Below are 21,614 nucleotides of genomic sequence, written 5' to 3'. Positions count from 1 at the left end.
AAGGTGCCTACATCTGTTAGAGATCCATCTGTGACTGTGTAGTCAACTGTGTCTACCCCATTGAAGTTGAGCGCGGGTGTGTAAGTGTAGCTGCCATCGGCTGCTAGCACTAAGGTGCCGCCTTGAGTGGTGGTGAAGGTGCCTGCCACGACACTTAGGTTGTCGCCATCTAGGTCTGTGTCATTTGCATCTAAGTCTATCGTTGAGGTATACACGCTGTCTTCGGTGGCGTTGATGCTGTCATCTACCGCTACGGGTGCGTCGTTCACCGCGCCTACAGTGATGCTCAAGGTGCCTACATCTGTTAGAGATCCATCTGTGACTGTGTAGTCAACTGTGTCTACCCCATTGAAGTTGCTCGCGGGTGTGTAAGTGTAGCTGCCATCGGCTGCTAGCACTAAGGTGCCGCCTTGAGTGGTGGTGAAGGTGCCTGCCACGACACTTAGGTTGTCGCCATCTAGGTCTGTGTCATTTGCATCTAAGTCTATCGTTGAGGTATACACGCTATCTTCGGTGGCGTTGATGCTGTCATCCACCGCTACGGGTGCGTCGTTCACGGCGCCTACATTGATGGTTAAGGTGCCTACATCTGTTAGAGATCCATCTGTGACTGTGTAGTCAACTGTGTCTACCCCATTGAAGTTGAGCGCGGGTGTGTAAGTGTAGCTGCCATCGGCTGCTAGCACTAAGGTGCCGCCTTGAGTGGTGGTGAAGGTGCCTGCCACGACACTTAGGTTGTCGCCATCTAGGTCTGTGTCATTTGCATCTAAGTCTATCGTTGAGGTATACACGCTGTCTTCGGTGGCGTTGATGCTGTCATCTACCGCTACGGGTGCAATATTAGGTGTTGCGGGTTGATAAGGTTCGCCTTTACCTATAATGGTAATCGTTGCCGTCGCTACACTGTCCAGATCACTATTAGGGCCTTCTCCATTTGCTGTATTAAGGGTATTACCATGAATATCTTGTATTTGATAAGTAAAACTATCTTGATCCACTTGGCCTGCAGCTAAGCTATTGAACTGTCCATTTGGGTTGTAATCAAATGTCCCATTTGAATGAATCGTTAGCAAAGCACCACTTGCTAAAGTTACCGTTGCACCGTCATTCACCACTTGACCGTTTACTTTAATAACATTAACAGCATCGTTATCTGCATCAGAATCATTTTTTAGAACTCCAAATGATTCAGTGTCAATAACTAAAGTTGCATCTTCTGTCGTCGAATAATCACTGTTTGCATTTGCAGGACCACTGCCTTGAATAGACTGGATAAAATAATCAGAAGCATCACTATCGCCTGTTCCGGTTTGAAGCGTGTATGGAAGCGCCTCAAAACGCAATTCGTTAAACACAAAATTACCCGTGTTTATAACAACTGTGTCAGAAGCAAATATCTCTGTGGCAACAACCGTGCCATCTAACATAGCAATCCATTGTCCTTTTTCACCACCACCTTCGTTTCCAATTAAGTGACTGACTTTAACAGTGGCCTCATTCATATAACCGCTAAATTGGAAAACTAGAGCTTCGGAAGTTTGCGTTCCAGCATGATATTCAATTTGCTCTGCTGGCCAATCATCATCTCCTCTAGGAGAACCCGCTACTCCTAACTCAAAACTTTCATTACCATTGCTAACAACAGTGCTTGACGAACCTGTTCCTAAAACAACATTACTAGTTGTTGACACTGAAACCGCATTGCCTTGGCTGTCAAACGCCGTAACTTTAACTGTTGAATCATTACTGTCGGTGTTATTCCAATTTGCCGTCCCTGTATTTGTCCATGTATAGTCATAAATAGAGCTTGAAACATTACCAACTTCAACATAATAAGGTGCCGTTGAAGGATCATCATTCGCAACAGGTGCATTGTCGTCATCCGTAATCGTTCCTGTGCCGCTGACTCCTCCGATCGTGAGGCTGTAGGTTTCATCACTTTCATCAAGCGCATCCGCAAGCCCTGGGAAGGTCACTGTGAAGCTACTAACATTTGCTGGGACTGTAATCTGACCGCTGAGTGCATCGTAAGTTACGCCATTGCTGAAGCTTGGGGTGGCTGTGTAGTCACTGCCGGCCGTCGCGGTGATATCGGTAACATTGAAGCTGTAGGTTTTTGCGCTGTCCGCTACGCCACTCATGGTGACTGTGTGCGTTAAGTCGCTGCCTTCGGTTTCTGTCGCTGCTCCCACCGTGGTGACGCTGACTGTGTCGTCGTCGGAGATACTGCCGTCGTCTTTGATGGTCGCGACTTGGTCGTTGTCACCGATGGTGGCGTTGCTTGGGTTGCTGATTTGGACTTTGAAGTTTTCTGCACCTTCAAAGACCGCGTCATTGGTGATGGCAACTGTGATGGTTTTGCTGGTTTCTCCCGCGGCAAAACTCAGTGTGCCACTTTGGGCGGTGTAGTCAGTGCCGGCAAGCGCTGTGCCGTCGACTGTCGTGAAGTCGACTGTTGAGGCTTGGGTGGTGTCGCCGGTTTTGGTGACGGTGAAGCTAATGGTGCCTGCGGCTTCATCTACTACGAAGTCTGTGCCCATGTTGAATTCTGGACGGTCGTCATCTGTGATGCCTGTACTGCCGTCGTCTTTGATGGTCGCGACTTGGTCGTTGTCACCGATGGTGGCGTTGCTTGGGTTGCTGATTTGGACTTTGAAGTTTTCTGCACCTTCAAAGACCGCGTCATTGGTGATGGCAACTGTGATGGTTTTGCTGGTTTCTCCCGCGGCAAAACTCAGTGTGCCACTTTGGGCGGTGTAGTCAGTGCCGGCAAGCGCTGTGCCGTCGACTGTCGTGAAGTCGACTGTTGAGGCTTGGGTGGTGTCGCCGGTTTTGGTGACGGTGAAGCTAATGGTGCCTGCGGCTTCATCTACTACGAAGTCTGTGCCCATGTTGAATTCTGGACGGTCGTCATCTGTGATGCCTGTACTGCCGTCGTCTTTGATGGTCGCGACTTGGTCGTTGTCACCGATGGTGGCGTTGCTTGGGTTGCTGATTTGGACTTTGAAGTTTTCTGCACCTTCAAAGACCGCGTCATTGGTGATGGCAACTGTGATGGTTTTGCTGGTTTCTCCCGCGGCAAAACTCAGTGTGCCACTTTGGGCGGTGTAGTCAGTGCCGGCAAGCGCTGTGCCGTCGACTGTCGTGAAGTCGACTGTTGAGGCTTGGGTGGTGTCGCCGGTTTTGGTGACGGTGAAGCTAATGGTGCCTGCGGCTTCATCTACTACGAAGTCTGTGCCCATGTTGAATTCTGGACGGTCGTCATCTGTGATGCCTGTACTGCCGTCGTCTTTGATGGTCGCGACTTGGTCGTTGTCACCGATGGTGGCGTTGCTTGGGTTGCTGATTTGGACTTTGAAGTTTTCTGCACCTTCAAAGACCGCGTCATTGGTGATGGCAACTGTGATGGTTTTGCTGGTTTCTCCCGCGGCAAAACTCAGTGTGCCACTTTGGGCGGTGTAGTCAGTGCCGGCAAGCGCTGTGCCGTCGACTGTCGTGAAGTCGACTGTTGAGGCTTGGGTGGTGTCGCCGGTTTTGGTGACGGTGAAGCTAATGGTGCCTGCGGCTTCATCTACTACGAAGTCTGTGCCCATGTTGAATTCTGGACGGTCGTCATCTGTGATGCCTGTACTGCCGTCGTCTTTGATGGTCGCGACTTGGTCGTTGTCACCGATGGTGGCGTTGCTTGGGTTGCTGATTTGGACTTTGAAGTTTTCTGCACCTTCAAAGACCGCGTCATTGGTGATGGCAACTGTGATGGTTTTGCTGGTTTCTCCCGCGGCAAAACTCAGTGTGCCACTTTGGGCGGTGTAGTCAGTGCCGGCAAGCGCTGTGCCGTCGACTGTCGTGAAGTCGACTGTTGAGGCTTGGGTGGTGTCGCCGGTTTTGGTGACGGTGAAGCTAATGGTGCCTGCGGCTTCATCTACTACGAAGTCTGTGCCCATGTTGAATTCTGGACGGTCGTCATCTGTGATGCCTGTACTGCCGTCGTCTTTGATGGTCGCGACTTGGTCGTTGTCACCGATGGTGGCGTTGCTTGGGTTGCTGATTTGGACTTTGAAGTTTTCTGCACCTTCAAAGACCGCGTCATTGGTGATGGCAACTGTGATGGTTTTGCTGGTTTCTCCCGCGGCAAAACTCAGTGTGCCACTTTGGGCGGTGTAGTCAGTGCCGGCAAGCGCTGTGCCGTCGACTGTCGTGAAGTCGACTGTTGAGGCTTGGGTGGTGTCGCCGGTTTTGGTGACGGTGAAGCTAATGGTGCCTGCGGCTTCATCTACTACGAAGTCTGTGCCCATGTTGAATTCTGGACGGTCGTCATCTGTGATGCCTGTACTGCCGTCGTCTTTGATGGTCGCGACTTGGTCGTTGTCACCGATGGTGGCGTTGCTTGGGTTGCTGATTTGGACTTTGAAGTTTTCTGCACCTTCAAAGACCGCGTCATTGGTGATGGCAACTGTGATGGTTTTGCTGGTTTCTCCCGCGGCAAAACTCAGTGTGCCACTTTGGGCGGTGTAGTCAGTGCCGGCAAGCGCTGTGCCGTCGACTGTCGTGAAGTCGACTGTTGAGGCTTGGGTGGTGTCGCCGGTTTTGGTGACGGTGAAGCTAATGGTGCCTGCGGCTTCATCTACTACGAAGTCTGTGCCCATGTTGAATTCTGGACGGTCGTCATCTGTGATGCCTGTACTGCCGTCGTCTTTGATGGTCGCGACTTGGTCGTTGTCACCGATGGTGGCGTTGCTTGGGTTGCTGATTTGGACTTTGAAGTTTTCTGCACCTTCAAAGACCGCGTCATTGGTGATGGCAACTGTGATGGTTTTGCTGGTTTCTCCCGCGGCAAAACTCAGTGTGCCACTTTGGGCGGTGTAGTCAGTGCCGGCAAGCGCTGTGCCGTCGACTGTCGTGAAGTCGACTGTTGAGGCTTGGGTGGTGTCGCCGGTTTTGGTGACGGTGAAGCTAATGGTGCCTGCGGCTTCATCTACTACGAAGTCTGTGCCCATGTTGAATTCTGGACGGTCGTCATCTGTGATGCCTGTACTGCCGTCGTCTTTGATGGTCGCGACTTGGTCGTTGTCACCGATGGTGGCGTTGCTTGGGTTGCTGATTTGGACTTTGAAGTTTTCTGCACCTTCAAAGACCGCGTCATTGGTGATGGCAACTGTGATGGTTTTGCTGGTTTCTCCCGCGGCAAAACTCAGTGTGCCACTTTGGGCGGTGTAGTCAGTGCCGGCAAGCGCTGTGCCGTCGACTGTCGTGAAGTCGACTGTTGAGGCTTGGGTGGTGTCGCCGGTTTTGGTGACGGTGAAGCTAATGGTGCCTGCGGCTTCATCTACTACGAAGTCTGTGCCCATGTTGAATTCTGGACGGTCGTCATCTGTGATGCCTGTACTGCCGTCGTCTTTGATGGTCGCGACTTGGTCGTTGTCACCGATGGTGGCGTTGCTTGGGTTGCTGATTTGGACTTTGAAGTTTTCTGCACCTTCAAAGACCGCGTCATTGGTGATGGCAACTGTGATGGTTTTGCTGGTTTCTCCCGCGGCAAAACTCAGTGTGCCACTTTGGGCGGTGTAGTCAGTGCCGGCAAGCGCTGTGCCGTCGACTGTCGTGAAGTCGACTGTTGAGGCTTGGGTGGTGTCGCCGGTTTTGGTGACGGTGAAGCTAATGGTGCCTGCGGCTTCATCTACTACGAAGTCTGTGCCCATGTTGAATTCTGGACGGTCGTCATCTGTGATGCCTGTACTGCCGTCGTCTTTGATGGTCGCGACTTGGTCGTTGTCACCGATGGTGGCGTTGCTTGGGTTGCTGATTTGGACTTTGAAGTTTTCTGCACCTTCAAAGACCGCGTCATTGGTGATGGCAACTGTGATGGTTTTGCTGGTTTCTCCCGCGGCAAAACTCAGTGTGCCACTTTGGGCGGTGTAGTCAGTGCCGGCAAGCGCTGTGCCGTCGACTGTCGTGAAGTCGACTGTTGAGGCTTGGGTGGTGTCGCCGGTTTTGGTGACGGTGAAGCTAATGGTGCCTGCGGCTTCATCTACTACGAAGTCTGTGCCCATGTTGAATTCTGGACGGTCGTCATCTGTGATGCCTGTACTGCCGTCGTCTTTGATGGTCGCGACTTGGTCGTTGTCACCGATGGTGGCGTTGCTTGGGTTGCTGATTTGGACTTTGAAGTTTTCTGCACCTTCAAAGACCGCGTCATTGGTGATGGCAACTGTGATGGTTTTGCTGGTTTCTCCCGCGGCAAAACTCAGTGTGCCACTTTGGGCGGTGTAGTCAGTGCCGGCAAGCGCTGTGCCGTCGACTGTCGTGAAGTCGACTGTTGAGGCTTGGGTGGTGTCGCCGGTTTTGGTGACGGTGAAGCTAATGGTGCCTGCGGCTTCATCTACTACGAAGTCTGTGCCCATGTTGAATTCTGGACGGTCGTCATCTGTGATGCCTGTACTGCCGTCGTCTTTGATGGTCGCGACTTGGTCGTTGTCACCGATGGTGGCGTTGCTTGGGTTGCTGATTTGGACTTTGAAGTTTTCTGCACCTTCAAAGACCGCGTCATTGGTGATGGCAACTGTGATGGTTTTGCTGGTTTCTCCCGCGGCAAAACTCAGTGTGCCACTTTGGGCGGTGTAGTCAGTGCCGGCAAGCGCTGTGCCGTCGACTGTCGTGAAGTCGACTGTTGAGGCTTGGGTGGTGTCGCCGGTTTTGGTGACGGTGAAGCTAATGGTGCCTGCGGCTTCATCTACTACGAAGTCTGTGCCCATGTTGAATTCTGGACGGTCGTCATCTGTGATGCCTGTACTGCCGTCGTCTTTGATGGTCGCGACTTGGTCGTTGTCACCGATGGTGGCGTTGCTTGGGTTGCTGATTTGGACTTTGAAGTTTTCTGCACCTTCAAAGACCGCGTCATTGGTGATGGCAACTGTGATGGTTTTGCTGGTTTCTCCCGCGGCAAAACTCAGTGTGCCACTTTGGGCGGTGTAGTCAGTGCCGGCAAGCGCTGTGCCGTCGACTGTCGTGAAGTCGACTGTTGAGGCTTGGGTGGTGTCGCCGGTTTTGGTGACGGTGAAGCTAATGGTGCCTGCGGCTTCATCTACTACGAAGTCTGTGCCCATGTTGAATTCTGGACGGTCGTCATCTGTGATGCCTGTACTGCCGTCGTCTTTGATGGTCGCGACTTGGTCGTTGTCACCGATGGTGGCGTTGCTTGGGTTGCTGATTTGGACTTTGAAGTTTTCTGCACCTTCAAAGACCGCGTCATTGGTGATGGCAACTGTGATGGTTTTGCTGGTTTCTCCCGCGGCAAAACTCAGTGTGCCACTTTGGGCGGTGTAGTCAGTGCCGGCAAGCGCTGTGCCGTCGACTGTCGTGAAGTCGACTGTTGAGGCTTGGGTGGTGTCGCCGGTTTTGGTGACGGTGAAGCTAATGGTGCCTGCGGCTTCATCTACTACGAAGTCTGTGCCCATGTTGAATTCTGGACGGTCGTCATCTGTGATGCCTGTACTGCCGTCGTCTTTGATGGTCGCGACTTGGTCGTTGTCACCGATGGTGGCGTTGCTTGGGTTGCTGATTTGGACTTTGAAGTTTTCTGCACCTTCAAAGACCGCGTCATTGGTGATGGCAACTGTGATGGTTTTGCTGGTTTCTCCCGCGGCAAAACTCAGTGTGCCACTTTGGGCGGTGTAGTCAGTGCCGGCAAGCGCTGTGCCGTCGACTGTCGTGAAGTCGACTGTTGAGGCTTGGGTGGTGTCGCCGGTTTTGGTGACGGTGAAGCTAATGGTGCCTGCGGCTTCATCTACTACGAAGTCTGTGCCCATGTTGAATTCTGGACGGTCGTCATCTGTGATGCCTGTACTGCCGTCGTCTTTGATGGTCGCGACTTGGTCGTTGTCACCGATGGTGGCGTTGCTTGGGTTGCTGATTTGGACTTTGAAGTTTTCTGCACCTTCAAAGACCGCGTCATTGGTGATGGCAACTGTGATGGTTTTGCTGGTTTCTCCCGCGGCAAAACTCAGTGTGCCACTTTGGGCGGTGTAGTCAGTGCCGGCAAGCGCTGTGCCGTCGACTGTCGTGAAGTCGACTGTTGAGGCTTGGGTGGTGTCGCCGGTTTTGGTGACGGTGAAGCTAATGGTGCCTGCGGCTTCATCTACTACGAAGTCTGTGCCCATGTTGAATTCTGGACGGTCGTCATCTGTGATGCCTGTACTGCCGTCGTCTTTGATGGTCGCGACTTGGTCGTTGTCACCGATGGTGGCGTTGCTTGGGTTGCTGATTTGGACTTTGAAGTTTTCTGCACCTTCAAAGACCGCGTCATTGGTGATGGCAACTGTGATGGTTTTGCTGGTTTCTCCCGCGGCAAAACTCAGTGTGCCACTTTGGGCGGTGTAGTCAGTGCCGGCAAGCGCTGTGCCGTCGACTGTCGTGAAGTCGACTGTTGAGGCTTGGGTGGTGTCGCCGGTTTTGGTGACGGTGAAGCTAATGGTGCCTGCGGCTTCATCTACTACGAAGTCTGTGCCCATGTTGAATTCTGGACGGTCGTCATCTGTGATGCCTGTACTGCCGTCGTCTTTGATGGTCGCGACTTGGTCGTTGTCACCGATGGTGGCGTTGCTTGGGTTGCTGATTTGGACTTTGAAGTTTTCTGCACCTTCAAAGACCGCGTCATTGGTGATGGCAACTGTGATGGTTTTGCTGGTTTCTCCCGCGGCAAAACTCAGTGTGCCACTTTGGGCGGTGTAGTCAGTGCCGGCAAGCGCTGTGCCGTCGACTGTCGTGAAGTCGACTGTTGAGGCTTGGGTGGTGTCGCCGGTTTTGGTGACGGTGAAGCTAATGGTGCCTGCGGCTTCATCTACTACGAAGTCTGTGCCCATGTTGAATTCTGGACGGTCGTCATCTGTGATGCCTGTACTGCCGTCGTCTTTGATGGTCGCGACTTGGTCGTTGTCACCGATGGTGGCGTTGCTTGGGTTGCTGATTTGGACTTTGAAGTTTTCTGCACCTTCAAAGACCGCGTCATTGGTGATGGCAACTGTGATGGTTTTGCTGGTTTCTCCCGCGGCAAAACTCAGTGTGCCACTTTGGGCGGTGTAGTCAGTGCCGGCAAGCGCTGTGCCGTCGACTGTCGTGAAGTCGACTGTTGAGGCTTGGGTGGTGTCGCCGGTTTTGGTGACGGTGAAGCTAATGGTGCCTGCGGCTTCATCTACTACGAAGTCTGTGCCCATGTTGAATTCTGGACGGTCGTCATCTGTGATGCCTGTACTGCCGTCGTCTTTGATGGTCGCGACTTGGTCGTTGTCACCGATGGTGGCGTTGCTTGGGTTGCTGATTTGGACTTTGAAGTTTTCTGCACCTTCAAAGACCGCGTCATTGGTGATGGCAACTGTGATGGTTTTGCTGGTTTCTCCCGCGGCAAAACTCAGTGTGCCACTTTGGGCGGTGTAGTCAGTGCCGGCAAGCGCTGTGCCGTCGACTGTCGTGAAGTCGACTGTTGAGGCTTGGGTGGTGTCGCCGGTTTTGGTGACGGTGAAGCTAATGGTGCCTGCGGCTTCATCTACTACGAAGTCTGTGCCCATGTTGAATTCTGGACGGTCGTCATCTGTGATGCCTGTACTGCCGTCGTCTTTGATGGTCGCGACTTGGTCGTTGTCACCGATGGTGGCGTTGCTTGGGTTGCTGATTTGGACTTTGAAGTTTTCTGCACCTTCAAAGACCGCGTCATTGGTGATGGCAACTGTGATGGTTTTGCTGGTTTCTCCCGCGGCAAAACTCAGTGTGCCACTTTGGGCGGTGTAGTCAGTGCCGGCAAGCGCTGTGCCGTCGACTGTCGTGAAGTCGACTGTTGAGGCTTGGGTGGTGTCGCCGGTTTTGGTGACGGTGAAGCTAATGGTGCCTGCGGCTTCATCTACTACGAAGTCTGTGCCCATGTTGAATTCTGGACGGTCGTCATCTGTGATGCCTGTACTGCCGTCGTCTTTGATGGTCGCGACTTGGTCGTTGTCACCGATGGTGGCGTTGCTTGGGTTGCTGATTTGGACTTTGAAGTTTTCTGCACCTTCAAAGACCGCGTCATTGGTGATGGCAACTGTGATGGTTTTGCTGGTTTCTCCCGCGGCAAAACTCAGTGTGCCACTTTGGGCGGTGTAGTCAGTGCCGGCAAGCGCTGTGCCGTCGACTGTCGTGAAGTCGACTGTTGAGGCTTGGGTGGTGTCGCCGGTTTTGGTGACGGTGAAGCTAATGGTGCCTGCGGCTTCATCTACTACGAAGTCTGTGCCCATGTTGAATTCTGGACGGTCGTCATCTGTGATGCCTGTACTGCCGTCGTCTTTGATGGTCGCGACTTGGTCGTTGTCACCGATGGTGGCGTTGCTTGGGTTGCTGATTTGGACTTTGAAGTTTTCTGCACCTTCAAAGACCGCGTCATTGGTGATGGCAACTGTGATGGTTTTGCTGGTTTCTCCCGCGGCAAAACTCAGTGTGCCACTTTGGGCGGTGTAGTCAGTGCCGGCAAGCGCTGTGCCGTCGACTGTCGTGAAGTCGACTGTTGAGGCTTGGGTGGTGTCGCCGGTTTTGGTGACGGTGAAGCTAATGGTGCCTGCGGCTTCATCTACTACGAAGTCTGTGCCCATGTTGAATTCTGGACGGTCGTCATCTGTGATGCCTGTACTGCCGTCGTCTTTGATGGTCGCGACTTGGTCGTTGTCACCGATGGTGGCGTTGCTTGGGTTGCTGATTTGGACTTTGAAGTTTTCTGCACCTTCAAAGACCGCGTCATTGGTGATGGCAACTGTGATGGTTTTGCTGGTTTCTCCCGCGGCAAAACTCAGTGTGCCACTTTGGGCGGTGTAGTCAGTGCCGGCAAGCGCTGTGCCGTCGACTGTCGTGAAGTCGACTGTTGAGGCTTGGGTGGTGTCGCCGGTTTTGGTGACGGTGAAGCTAATGGTGCCTGCGGCTTCATCTACTACGAAGTCTGTGCCCATGTTGAATTCTGGACGGTCGTCATCTGTGATGCCTGTACTGCCGTCGTCTTTGATGGTCGCGACTTGGTCGTTGTCACCGATGGTGGCGTTGCTTGGGTTGCTGATTTGGACTTTGAAGTTTTCTGCACCTTCAAAGACCGCGTCATTGGTGATGGCAACTGTGATGGTTTTGCTGGTTTCTCCCGCGGCAAAACTCAGTGTGCCACTTTGGGCGGTGTAGTCAGTGCCGGCAAGCGCTGTGCCGTCGACTGTCGTGAAGTCGACTGTTGAGGCTTGGGTGGTGTCGCCGGTTTTGGTGACGGTGAAGCTAATGGTGCCTGCGGCTTCATCTACTACGAAGTCTGTGCCCATGTTGAATTCTGGACGGTCGTCATCTGTGATGCCTGTACTGCCGTCGTCTTTGATGGTCGCGACTTGGTCGTTGTCACCGATGGTGGCGTTGCTTGGGTTGCTGATTTGGACTTTGAAGTTTTCTGCACCTTCAAAGACCGCGTCATTGGTGATGGCAACTGTGATGGTTTTGCTGGTTTCTCCCGCGGCAAAACTCAGTGTGCCACTTTGGGCGGTGTAGTCAGTGCCGGCAAGCGCTGTGCCGTCGACTGTCGTGAAGTCGACTGTTGAGGCTTGGGTGGTGTCGCCGGTTTTGGTGACGGTGAAGCTAATGGTGCCTGCGGCTTCATCTACTACGAAGTCTGTGCCCATGTTGAATTCTGGACGGTCGTCATCTGTGATGCCTGTACTGCCGTCGTCTTTGATGGTCGCGACTTGGTCGTTGTCACCGATGGTGGCGTTGCTTGGGTTGCTGATTTGGACTTTGAAGTTTTCTGCACCTTCAAAGACCGCGTCATTGGTGATGGCAACTGTGATGGTTTTGCTGGTTTCTCCCGCGGCAAAACTCAGTGTGCCACTTTGGGCGGTGTAGTCAGTGCCGGCAAGCGCTGTGCCGTCGACTGTCGTGAAGTCGACTGTTGAGGCTTGGGTGGTGTCGCCGGTTTTGGTGACGGTGAAGCTAATGGTGCCTGCGGCTTCATCTACTACGAAGTCTGTGCCCATGTTGAATTCTGGACGGTCGTCATCTGTGATGCCTGTACTGCCGTCGTCTTTGATGGTCGCGACTTGGTCGTTGTCACCGATGGTGGCGTTGCTTGGGTTGCTGATTTGGACTTTGAAGTTTTCTGCACCTTCAAAGACCGCGTCATTGGTGATGGCAACTGTGATGGTTTTGCTGGTTTCTCCCGCGGCAAAACTCAGTGTGCCACTTTGGGCGGTGTAGTCAGTGCCGGCAAGCGCTGTGCCGTCGACTGTCGTGAAGTCGACTGTTGAGGCTTGGGTGGTGTCGCCGGTTTTGGTGACGGTGAAGCTAATGGTGCCTGCGGCTTCATCTACTACGAAGTCTGTGCCCATGTTGAATTCTGGACGGTCGTCATCTGTGATGCCTGTACTGCCGTCGTCTTTGATGGTCGCGACTTGGTCGTTGTCACCGATGGTGGCGTTGCTTGGGTTGCTGATTTGGACTTTGAAGTTTTCTGCACCTTCAAAGACCGCGTCATTGGTGATGGCAACTGTGATGGTTTTGCTGGTTTCTCCCGCGGCAAAACTCAGTGTGCCACTTTGGGCGGTGTAGTCAGTGCCGGCAAGCGCTGTGCCGTCGACTGTCGTGAAGTCGACTGTTGAGGCTTGGGTGGTGTCGCCGGTTTTGGTGACGGTGAAGCTAATGGTGCCTGCGGCTTCATCTACTACGAAGTCTGTGCCCATGTTGAATTCTGGACGGTCGTCATCTGTGATGCCTGTACTGCCGTCGTCTTTGATGGTCGCGACTTGGTCGTTGTCACCGATGGTGGCGTTGCTTGGGTTGCTGATTTGGACTTTGAAGTTTTCTGCACCTTCAAAGACCGCGTCATTGGTGATGGCAACTGTGATGGTTTTGCTGGTTTCTCCCGCGGCAAAACTCAGTGTGCCACTTTGGGCGGTGTAGTCAGTGCCGGCAAGCGCTGTGCCGTCGACTGTCGTGAAGTCGACTGTTGAGGCTTGGGTGGTGTCGCCGGTTTTGGTGACGGTGAAGCTAATGGTGCCTGCGGCTTCATCTACTACGAAGTCTGTGCCCATGTTGAATTCTGGACGGTCGTCATCTGTGATGCCTGTACTGCCGTCGTCTTTGATGGTCGCGACTTGGTCGTTGTCACCGATGGTGGCGTTGCTTGGGTTGCTGATTTGGACTTTGAAGTTTTCTGCACCTTCAAAGACCGCGTCATTGGTGATGGCAACTGTGATGGTTTTGCTGGTTTCTCCCGCGGCAAAACTCAGTGTGCCACTTTGGGCGGTGTAGTCAGTGCCGGCAAGCGCTGTGCCGTCGACTGTCGTGAAGTCGACTGTTGAGGCTTGGGTGGTGTCGCCGGTTTTGGTGACGGTGAAGCTAATGGTGCCTGCGGCTTCATCTACTACGAAGTCTGTGCCCATGTTGAATTCTGGACGGTCGTCATCTGTGATGCCTGTACTGCCGTCGTCTTTGATGGTCGCGACTTGGTCGTTGTCACCGATGGTGGCGTTGCTTGGGTTGCTGATTTGGACTTTGAAGTTTTCTGCACCTTCAAAGACCGCGTCATTGGTGATGGCAACTGTGATGGTTTTGCTGGTTTCTCCCGCGGCAAAACTCAGTGTGCCACTTTGGGCGGTGTAGTCAGTGCCGGCAAGCGCTGTGCCGTCGACTGTCGTGAAGTCGACTGTTGAGGCTTGGGTGGTGTCGCCGGTTTTGGTGACGGTGAAGCTAATGGTGCCTGCGGCTTCATCTACTACGAAGTCTGTGCCCATGTTGAATTCTGGACGGTCGTCATCTGTGATGCCTGTACTGCCGTCGTCTTTGATGGTCGCGACTTGGTCGTTGTCACCGATGGTGGCGTTGCTTGGGTTGCTGATTTGGACTTTGAAGTTTTCTGCACCTTCAAAGACCGCGTCATTGGTGATGGCAACTGTGATGGTTTTGCTGGTTTCTCCCGCGGCAAAACTCAGTGTGCCACTTTGGGCGGTGTAGTCAGTGCCGGCAAGCGCTGTGCCGTCGACTGTCGTGAAGTCGACTGTTGAGGCTTGGGTGGTGTCGCCGGTTTTGGTGACGGTGAAGCTAATGGTGCCTGCGGCTTCATCTACTACGAAGTCTGTGCCCATGTTGAATTCTGGACGGTCGTCATCTGTGATGCCTGTACTGCCGTCGTCTTTGATGGTCGCGACTTGGTCGTTGTCACCGATGGTGGCGTTGCTTGGGTTGCTGATTTGGACTTTGAAGTTTTCTGCACCTTCAAAGACCGCGTCATTGGTGATGGCAACTGTGATGGTTTTGCTGGTTTCTCCCGCGGCAAAACTCAGTGTGCCACTTTGGGCGGTGTAGTCAGTGCCGGCAAGCGCTGTGCCGTCGACTGTCGTGAAGTCGACTGTTGAGGCTTGGGTGGTGTCGCCGGTTTTGGTGACGGTGAAGCTAATGGTGCCTGCGGCTTCATCTACTACGAAGTCTGTGCCCATGTTGAATTCTGGACGGTCGTCATCTGTGATGCCTGTACTGCCGTCGTCTTTGATGGTCGCGACTTGGTCGTTGTCACCGATGGTGGCGTTGCTTGGGTTGCTGATTTGGACTTTGAAGTTTTCTGCACCTTCAAAGACCGCGTCATTGGTGATGGCAACTGTGATGGTTTTGCTGGTTTCTCCCGCGGCAAAACTCAGTGTGCCACTTTGGGCGGTGTAGTCAGTGCCGGCAAGCGCTGTGCCGTCGACTGTCGTGAAGTCGACTGTTGAGGCTTGGGTGGTGTCGCCGGTTTTGGTGACGGTGAAGCTAATGGTGCCTGCGGCTTCATCTACTACGAAGTCTGTGCCCATGTTGAATTCTGGACGGTCGTCATCTGTGATGCCTGTACTGCCGTCGTCTTTGATGGTCGCGACTTGGTCGTTGTCACCGATGGTGGCGTTGCTTGGGTTGCTGATTTGGACTTTGAAGTTTTCTGCACCTTCAAAGACCGCGTCATTGGTGATGGCAACTGTGATGGTTTTGCTGGTTTCTCCCGCGGCAAAACTCAGTGTGCCACTTTGGGCGGTGTAGTCAGTGCCGGCAAGCGCTGTGCCGTCGACTGTCGTGAAGTCGACTGTTGAGGCTTGGGTGGTGTCGCCGGTTTTGGTGACGGTGAAGCTAATGGTGCCTGCGGCTTCATCTACTACGAAGTCTGTGCCCATGTTGAATTCTGGACGGTCGTCATCTGTGATGCCTGTACTGCCGTCGTCTTTGATGGTCGCGACTTGGTCGTTGTCACCGATGGTGGCGTTGCTTGGGTTGCTGATTTGGACTTTGAAGTTTTCTGCACCTTCAAAGACCGCGTCATTGGTGATGGCAACTGTGATGGTTTTGCTGGTTTCTCCCGCGGCAAAACTCAGTGTGCCACTTTGGGCGGTGTAGTCAGTGCCGGCAAGCGCTGTGCCGTCGACTGTCGTGAAGTCGACTGTTGAGGCTTGGGTGGTGTCGCCGGTTTTGGTGACGGTGAAGCTAATGGTGCCTGCGGCTTCATCTACTACGAAGTCTGTGCCCATGTTGAATTCTGGACGGTCGTCATCTGTGATGCCTGTACTGCCGTCGTCTTTGATGGTCGCGACTTGGTCGTTGTCACCGATGGTGGCGTTGCTTGGGTTGCTGATTTGGACTTTGAAGTTTTCTGCACCTTCAAAGACCGCGTCATTGGTGATGGCAACTGTGATGGTTTTGCTGGTTTCTCCCGCGGCAAAACTCAGTGTGCCACTTTGGGCGGTGTAGTCAGTGCCGGCAAGCGCTGTGCCGTCGACTGTCGTGAAGTCGACTGTTGAGGCTTGGGTGGTGTCGCCGGTTTTGGTGACGGTGAAGCTAATGGTGCCTGCGGCTTCATCTACTACGAAGTCTGTGCCCATGTTGAATTCTGGACGGTCGTCATCTGTGATGCCTGTACTGCCGTCGTCTTTGATGGTCGCGACTTGGTCGTTGTCACCGATGGTGGCGTTGCTTGGGTTGCTGATTTGGACTTTGAAGTTTTCTGCACCTTCAAAGACCGCGTCATTGGTGATGGCAACTGTGATGGTTTTGCTGGTTTCTCCCGCGGCAAAACTCAGTGTGCCACTTTGGGCGGTGTAGTCAGTGCCGGCAAGCGCTGTGCCGTCGACTGTCGTGAAGTCGACTGTTGAGGCTTGGGTGGTGTCGCCGGTTTTGGTGACGGTGAAGCTAATGGTGCCTGCGGCTTCATCTACTACGAAGTCTGTGCCCATGTTGAATTCTGGACGGTCGTCATCTGTGATGCCTGTACTGCCGTCGTCTTTGATGGTCGCGACTTGGTCGTTGTCACCGATGGTGGCGTTGCTTGGGTTGCTGATTTGGACTTTGAAGTTTTCTGCACCTTCAAAGACCGCGTCATTGGTGATGGCAACTGTGATGGTTTTGCTGGTTTCTCCCGCGGCAAAACTCAGTGTGCCACTTTGGGCGGTGTAGTCAGTGCCGGCAAGCGCTGTGCCGTCGACTGTCGTGAAGTCGACTGTTGAGGCTTGGGTGGTGTCGCCGGTTTTGGTGACGGTGAAGCTAATGGTGCCTGCGGCTTCATCTACTACGAAGTCTGTGCCCATGTTGAATTCTGGACGGTCGTCATCTGTGATGCCTGTACTGCCGTCGTCTTTGATGGTCGCGACTTGGTCGTTGTCACCGATGGTGGCGTTGCTTGGGTTGCTGATTTGGACTTTGAAGTTTTCTGCACCTTCAAAGACCGCGTCATTGGTGATGGCAACTGTGATGGTTTTGCTGGTTTCTCCCGCGGCAAAACTCAGTGTGCCACTTTGGGCGGTGTAGTCAGTGCCGGCAAGCGCTGTGCCGTCGACTGTCGTGAAGTCGACTGTTGAGGCTTGGGTGGTGTCGCCGGTTTTGGTGACGGTGAAGCTAATGGTGCCTGCGGCTTCATCTACTACGAAGTCTGTGCCCATGTTGAATTCTGGACGGTCGTCATCTGTGATGCCTGTACTGCCGTCGTCTTTGATGGTCGCGACTTGGTCGTTGTCACCGATGGTGGCGTTGCTTGGGTTGCTGATTTGGACTTTGAAGTTTTCTGCACCTTCAAAGACCGCGTCATTGGTGATGGCAACTGTGATGGTTTTGCTGGTTTCTCCCGCGGCAAAACTCAGTGTGCCACTTTGGGCGGTGTAGTCAGTGCCGGCAAGCGCTGTGCCGTCGACTGTCGTGAAGTCGACTGTTGAGGCTTGGGTGGTGTCGCCGGTTTTGGTGACGGTGAAGCTAATGGTGCCTGCGGCTTCATCTACTACGAAGTCTGTGCCCATGTTGAATTCTGGACGGTCGTCATCTGTGATGCCTGTACTGCCGTCGTCTTTGATGGTCGCGACTTGGTCGTTGTCACCGATGGTGGCGTTGCTTGGGTTGCTGATTTGGACTTTGAAGTTTTCTGCACCTTCAAAGACCGCGTCATTGGTGATGGCAACTGTGATGGTTTTGCTGGTTTCTCCCGCGGCAAAACTCAGTGTGCCACTTTGGGCGGTGTAGTCAGTGCCGGCAAGCGCTGTGCCGTCGACTGTCGTGAAGTCGACTGTTGAGGCTTGGGTGGTGTCGCCGGTTTTGGTGACGGTGAAGCTAATGGTGCCTGCGGCTTCATCTACTACGAAGTCTGTGCCCATGTTGAATTCTGGACGGTCGTCATCTGTGATGCCTGTACTGCCGTCGTCTTTGATGGTCGCGACTTGGTCGTTGTCACCGATGGTGGCGTTGCTTGGGTTGCTGATTTGGACTTTGAAGTTTTCTGCACCTTCAAAGACCGCGTCATTGGTGATGGCAACTGTGATGGTTTTGCTGGTTTCTCCCGCGGCAAAACTCAGTGTGCCACTTTGGGCGGTGTAGTCAGTGCCGGCAAGCGCTGTGCCGTCGACTGTCGTGAAGTCGACTGTTGAGGCTTGGGTGGTGTCGCCGGTTTTGGTGACGGTGAAGCTAATGGTGCCTGCGGCTTCATCTACTACGAAGTCTGTGCCCATGTTGAATTCTGGACGGTCGTCATCTGTGATGCCTGTACTGCCGTCGTCTTTGATGGTCGCGACTTGGTCGTTGTCACCGATGGTGGCGTTGCTTGGGTTGCTGATTTGGACTTTGAAGTTTTCTGCACCTTCAAAGACCGCGTCATTGGTGATGGCAACTGTGATGGTTTTGCTGGTTTCTCCCGCGGCAAAACTCAGTGTGCCACTTTGGGCGGTGTAGTCAGTGCCGGCAAGCGCTGTGCCGTCGACTGTCGTGAAGTCGACTGTTGAGGCTTGGGTGGTGTCGCCGGTTTTGGTGACGGTGAAGCTAATGGTGCCTGCGGCTTCATCTACTACGAAGTCTGTGCCCATGTTGAATTCTGGACGGTCGTCATCTGTGATGCCTGTACTGCCGTCGTCTTTGATGGTCGCGACTTGGTCGTTGTCACCGATGGTGGCGTTGCTTGGGTTGCTGATTTGGACTTTGAAGTTTTCTGCACCTTCAAAGACCGCGTCATTGGTGATGGCAACTGTGATGGTTTTGCTGGTTTCTCCCGCGGCAAAACTCAGTGTGCCACTTTGGGCGGTGTAGTCAGTGCCGGCAAGCGCTGTGCCGTCGACTGTCGTGAAGTCGACTGTTGAGGCTTGGGTGGTGTCGCCGGTTTTGGTGACGGTGAAGCTAATGGTGCCTGCGGCTTCATCTACTACGAAGTCTGTGCCCATGTTGAATTCTGGGAAATCATTATTAGTAATCGTTGCCGTACCAATCGCTAAACGATCAGTACCATCTGCTAGCTCAGCGAAAACCTGCATACGCACAGTTTCGTCAAGTTCAATTATGCTGTCATCAATACTTTCATATGTAACAAAAAATTGCGTAACACCATCAGGCACAGAGAAACCTTGACCAGCCGTGGTTGTTAGAACGACTTCATTGTTATTGCCATCAATATAGAAGGCTTTTAAAGTGCTTGAGTCGAAATCAACATCTTTTGTCGCTGTTGCGCCAGAGTTGGTTGGGCTTAATTTTAGTATTGCGGACGAATCAATCCCCTCACTTAAGGTAACCGTAAATACAACATTGTTTCCTTCGGGGTTTGTTTCTCCAGAGATATTGATACCGTCGTTGTCGTAAATACGAACTGATGCTTCTGGGTCCCCTAGAACGGCATTGTCTGAAACAGAGGTTAAGCTGAGTTTTAAAAACTCTAGGGTTTCAACCAAGTTATCATCAATAATTGGAATGGATAACTGCACAGATCCTTGACCTGCTGGAATCGTGATAGAACCACTCAAAGCGGTATAATCTTGTCCTGCAACCGCGCTTAAATCACCCGTTTGATAATCAACAACAATATCTTCATTGAATGTAATTGGATTTTTATCTGAATCAACCAGACTAAACGTTATAACTGCAAAACCATCTGCCTCATTGACTACTGCAAAATCAACTTCAACAACAGGTTTATCAGAACTTGGATCGTTATCAATAATGCCAGGTTGTAGTTTTTCAGCATAGAAATTATCACCCTCAACCAACATATCAATGACTTCCATGCCTTGACCCGTAAGCGGATCGATACTGCCAGCAGGGTCTTCGTTGTATGGGTCATCAAAAATCGGGATACGAATCACAACATCAGTGGTGTTGGCGGCAAGGGTAAAACTGAATACAGGAAGCGGTTTATCGTAATCGTCACGTGTATAGGTATCGACGATATTCATGGTATTCCAAGTCACACCACCATCGTTTGAATATTCCAGCGGAACCATAAAATCATCGGAGTATTCTGCGAAGTTTGACCCAGCAGTTTCCGGAGAAAACTTAACGGTTAGCTGTTGATCACTATCAAACGCTAACGTGCTTTTGACCGTAAACTGTGAATAGCCTGCGTCTTCGACCACATTTTCAATTTCAGCAGACAAGTGGGCTTTATGAGTATCTAGGGTTGTTGAAGTGACATCGCGGTAAACTGTCCAGTCTTGTACACGATAATTTAAAGATAAGCCTTCCAAATCATAAGGCGTAATATCATCACGCAGATTAATTGCGTATTTGTCATCACCTAAACTGACTAACTCGCCGATATCTTCAAAACCTGCCGCCAAAGTGACATTTTTAACGATTAAATTGCCATCAAATACCTGCTGACCTACCGCACCCTGTAGCAAATCTCTGGCATCAAACGTGATTTGAGGAACATCCATGCTTTGGATTTCTTGAAAGTTATATTCAACAACACCACCTGGCACTTCTAATTCATCAGCCAATCGGGCATCAGCTTCAGCGGGCGTTCTATCACCTGCCAAATCTTGAATGGTATCTGCAACATGTTGCATAGCAATGCTTTCGAACACATTACCACTGTTGCCGGAACCCACTTCAACTTCACCCTCGGATTCACGTGTAAATTCAATATTGACACTATCCAACACCAAAGAAATCATTTCTTTATCAGAGTTCGCAATATTTAATGGCTCACCCGTTGTTGGGTCTAAATAACCTGTAAACGCATCACGCATTTCTTGAGTAATATTGATATTAGTGCCATAGCTAGAATCGACATCCACCAAACTATTGGTTTGCAAAATGCCATCGTCAGGCGTGCTATCTTTTAGATCACTATCAATGGCTTGTAGGAAAATCGCCATGTTTTCAACATACATGGAGTTGTTATCAGAAAGCTCAGTACCCGCAATATCTTGCAAGAACAGTAAATCCCCTTTAACAACATCTGCGCTAAATACACCGACAATAACATCGCCCACTTTGAAGGTAATGGTATCGCCATCTCTAAATTTGAACTCACCCGCAACACCAGAATCTCCTGTTAAACCGGTCAATCCTGAACTGGTTGTATATTCAACACCGTTTACAAAATTATCTGTAAAGCGCGCTAAATTGACGGGGTTTTCAACAGTCGGAGGCGTAGGTGTTACTGGCGTAGGTGTTACCGGTGTAGGTGTTACCGGTGTAGGTGTTACCGGTGTAGGTGTTACCGGTGTAGGTGTTACCGGTGTAGGTGTTACTGGCGTAGGTGTTACCGGTGTAGGTGTTACTGGTGTAGGGGTTACTGGTGAAGGGGTTACCGGTGTACCGGGAAACTGAAAACCAAAAAAAGGTGAATTAGGTGAAATGGCAAACTGTGCAGATCTAAAGCCTTCGAAATCCCTTGTATAAGAACGCGATTCAAACTCTGCAGATGTGTCATAACCCGCAGTAACTTCACCAGTCGCTCCGGTTTGTATAAAATCTAGGTCAGTTGACAAAGAAGACTCTGCATTTTCTCCCCCCGCCTCTGTTTTTTCCATGCTATCGAAAAGGCCTTTTAAAACGGCTTCTTGTATGGAGGCTACATCCACTGCGGAATCTTGGGTTGCGCTGTCTAAGGAAGACAAACCTGGAATGACATCATCATCCAGAATCATGCTGGTATCTTTGCCAAGTGCTAGCTGGGTTACGTTGTCAGCGCCTTCTAAACCGATATCAATTAAAATCGAACCCTTGTCAGAAGTCACTATCCTTTCAAAAGAATAAACGGTATCTCCAACGCTTAAAACTCTTGGCACACCATTAACATCTATGGCTTGTACATAGCCTGTGACTTCAATAACTTTTCCGATTGCGATATGGGGTAAATTTGGCAACAT

General features: G+C 52.0%; 1 protein-coding gene (cut by a window edge). It reads right to left on the bottom strand.

Annotated elements, in window-relative coordinates; translation table 11 throughout:
• Positions 1-21,614, bottom strand: partial view of a Calx-beta domain-containing protein gene (locus tag THMIRH_RS00560; protein WP_173289729.1) — the 5' portion only. It extends 7,009 nt beyond the left edge of the window; the window shows 21,614 of its 28,623 coding nt (coding positions 1-21,614); its start codon is at positions 21,612-21,614; its stop codon lies off the left edge, out of view.

The sequence above is a fragment of the Thiosulfativibrio zosterae genome (assembly GCF_011398155.1).
Classification (GTDB): Bacteria; Pseudomonadota; Gammaproteobacteria; order Thiomicrospirales; family Thiomicrospiraceae; genus Thiosulfativibrio; species Thiosulfativibrio zosterae.
The sequence above is the reverse complement of the archived record's forward strand: the minus strand, read 5'-3'. Positions and strand labels throughout refer to the sequence as shown.